The organism is Pseudomonas sp. PA-5-4B, assembly GCF_021606215.1.
GTDB lineage: Bacteria > Pseudomonadota > Gammaproteobacteria > Pseudomonadales > Pseudomonadaceae > Aquipseudomonas > Aquipseudomonas edaphica.
The window spans coordinates 1-3,697 of sequence record NZ_WKDB01000132.1 but is presented as its reverse complement, the minus strand read 5'-3'; the positions used below and the strand labels follow the sequence as shown (position 1 = coordinate 3,697).

The following is a 3,697-nucleotide window of genomic DNA, read 5'->3' as shown; positions in this document are numbered from 1 at the left end:
GTTGTTAGTCGTCATTGATGAGTGACGGTCAGCGGCCAAACGCTGCCGATTTTTTGTCAAAGAAATCTGTCCCTTTTTTGGTTTTTTTGAGAGTGCGCATTCACAGTAGGCCTGAAATCGAGCAATCGCCAAGCACACCGGAGTGATGCTATTGTGCCACCTTTGAGTATGGATCAAATCAAAGGGACTTCCTGTGTCACGCATATCATTCCAGAATGAACATCCATCTGATCAAGACGTGTTTCCAGGTGGTAGCCATGAAAAAGTCGCGACCGCTATTTGTGACTACATAACAGACGAAAAAAACTCTAGGGTAATTGGCCTTGACGGCGAATTCGGATCCGGCAAAAGCTCGATCCTAAAAATGCTCGAGCAAAAACTCATAAAATCGAACTCCAAGTATAAAGTTTGGTTCTTCGACTGTGAACAAAATTATCAGGGCTCTATAAAAAGCAATTTCATTGAACTCTTCACAGACGAACTTATCTCTCACGCAGTAACAGACAAGCAATCTATTAAAATACTGCAAGATAATCGTGACAAGGCATTAGGCCGGCACTTTAGCTACACAAAAAGCACTACTAGTAAAGTAAGCGGCTGGGCGCTATTATTAATAGTCGCGCTCTTCTTCTCCGCAAGCTCCTTCAAAGAGCTATTCGCACTAACAAAACTTGATCGCACTGTAGGAACGTGGATTTACGTACTTCACTCAGCGTCCTTGATCAGTCCACTCATAACGCTGATCATCGCTTGGTTTAGCCTGAGAGGTACAAAAATAGGGGATCAGCCATGGAGCGTATTCCATCTATTCAAAGGAGGTTCAGATGATACCATCACAGAAAAAATTCAAGTTGCAAAAGAGGTCACACCACTGGATCTAAAACGAACGCTCGAATCCGATTTAAAACAACTTAAAGACATCCACTATATTGTAATTCTCGACAATCTAGATAGATTACCCAAAGATAGCCTCAGGTCCGTCTGGAGTGATTTAGAAATTTTTACTTGGGCATCCGAAGAAAACAACCTAACTACGATTGTTCCTTTTTGCTCCAACAAAGTCGCTAAATATCTGGGAGCAGACAAAGACCGTACTTATGACTCAAAAGACTTTATAGCTAAAAAATTCCCCGTCGTTTTTCGATCCCCGCCAATCATCGCGGCTGGCTGGAAGGATGGATTCTACAAGCTTTGGAAGAACACTTACGCAGAGAGTAGTCGCGATATCGCAGAAAAATGTGCACTATTATTACAACGCCACAGCCCTATGGCAGGAAAACTTGTTACTCCGCGCTTGCAAAAACGATTCATCAATGACATCGCCACAACTTCCTTAATTCTAGGACCAGAAATAAGCCTTATATCGATTGGCGCCCACTTACTACTTTGCAAGTACAACGATCATCCTCTTGAGGAAATTCTTCGATCAGACGGATTTTCTGAGCTATATAAAGATAAAAACGAGCACATCGATGATAAGGAGGTAGCCGCCACTAAACATATTCTGGAAACCGTAGTCGGTTCAAGTATAGAGTCCGGCTGGCAAATTCAATTCTTACAAATCCATTTCCTGACCACCAGCAATATAGCAATAGCAGAACTAATAGATGTACCTCTAATGGCATCAATTGAGGAACAGGACCTAAAGCGCTTTGCATCTCTCGTCACAGTATTCGGCTTCCGAGATGCACTAAAACGTCTTCTAGCTAAAGGAGGGTACACAGCAAATCTGGTAAAAATAATTAGTGACTCAGCCGAACTGCTAGAAAAAGAAGACACGCAGTTGGTTATATCAACAATAAATGGTGAGCTTAATACTTTCATCGGAGATACCGGAGATGATACAGGTGCATTTTACAAGGCTCTTAAAAATTGTCGTACTGCTGGTCTGAGCACCGATGGTTTTAAAAACCTTACAAAAATCCTAGCATCGCCTATACAGGAAGCAGTCAATGAATCCGTTGAGGCAGACCGACTGAGCGAGCATGTGTCTAAACTGAGGGAATACGATCACTATATAGATGCCTTGAATATAGACATTGATACGATCATCGCAGATAACGCCGCCTACCTGCTGCATGTCGTGTTCCCCACTTCAGATTTAAAAGTAATCAAACCAGATCACTTCAGCTTCAGCGAGAAGGGAAATGCAAACGTCTTCAAACACTTTAGCAGTAGCTCTGAGTCACATCAATCGTTACTCGCAATATCTGAAGACCAGCGTGAATTTCTATTAAAGTTTATTTATTCAACAAAAAAAACAGGCTCTCCAACTATCGCACAATTCACCAAAACAGGAATTGCTGGCCTACAAAAAACGATATTAAACAACCCTATAAACGATGGAGCTCTTTTCGGACTTGCTCTTCTTCCATCCGTAGATGAAACAGTTCTATCCTTCCTAGCCAACCAACCTTTTTCCGGTAGAACACCAAATCAAAACGCTGCTATAGCGACTATTTTTCTGAAGGCTAAAAAATACGAAATTCTTTCTGAGGTCGAAAATTTAGACGCTGTAGTAGATAGCGCTGTATTTAAACTATTTTTTAGATCAGGGATACGTGCTGATACATTAATATCAGGCTTCGAAATAGAAAACATCAAAAATATTATCTTTAAGATTTTCGCGTGGGCCGTAAAAAATGACACTATCTTTAGAGTAGCGCACACTGACATCACCAAAAATTTCTCTAAAATCGTCAAAGGCCTTGAGGCTCACGAAGTTGATGGGCAACAGCTATTTCTTTGGCTAAACGACTGGGAAAGGCATATGTCTATAAGCTTTGAAACGGCAGAGGCGTTGGACCTTGAGTTTGTTAAAAAAATACCTTCAAGCAGCAAGCAACAATACCCGGCAATCAAAAACTCTTCATACCTCTACTATGGCTCACAAGAAAGAACCGAACTAGAGTGGACAGCAATTATTACCAGTTCGAGCCAAAATCACACCATATTCCTGAACCTCCTCAAAACATTGGACGAATTCAAGGTATCTCCAGCTGCGCGTATCGCAATCGCGAACGTCCTTAAAACCAAACTCGTCGACACCGCAGACTTCAGCATAAGCGACCGCAGCATCCAGAATATCGAAGCACTAACAAACATTTTAGACCAAGGCCAAAAAAATCTATTAGGCACAGAAATTAGAAATCTAATTTACTCGGAAAACAGCGTCAACCGCAACATAGCCGAAGCCCTTCAAATATTTGGAGGTTTAATAGTGGATATCCAACCTTCAAGCACTCTTGAGGTTGGAAAACTGCTGGGGATTCTGGAGTACCTGAGCGAGGACTCTGCGAAATCTTTACACGTATTAAACTTCCTTGACAGCAGAGCGGCCCAAATCGCAGCATACAACTACTCTCAAGAGTTACTTATGGCCATGGCTTTTGCGGTTGTAAAACTTAGAGAGCGGGCGCCAAAACTATACCAAACTTTCGCCAAGAAAAAACAATTTAAGACATTGATAAAAGAAGCAACAAACTCTTAAAAACACGAGCTTAATGATATTTATATTAGGACAATCGGCGGCACCGAGCTCGATCAGAACCGGGTCAGACCAAGATGGCACTAGCGAATATGGGACAGATTTATTTCCAACTAAATAATACGTCCCCTTTTTCCGTTAATGCGGGGTGGGGCGATCCGGCGATTTCGTTGGCGGGTGCGGGGTTGGGGTTGTTGATGATGGTGGTGG

1 protein-coding gene is annotated in these 3,697 nt (G+C 42.2%); it reads left to right on the top strand.

All coding sequences use genetic code 11. From position 1 onward, the window contains the following. Positions 1 to 193 precede the first annotated feature (193 nt). Positions 194 to 3,490, top strand: a complete 3,297-nt coding sequence (locus GIW28_RS30455) for a P-loop NTPase fold protein (protein WP_236459104.1) — start codon at positions 194 to 196, stop codon at positions 3,488 to 3,490. Positions 3,491 to 3,697 lie beyond the last annotated feature (207 nt).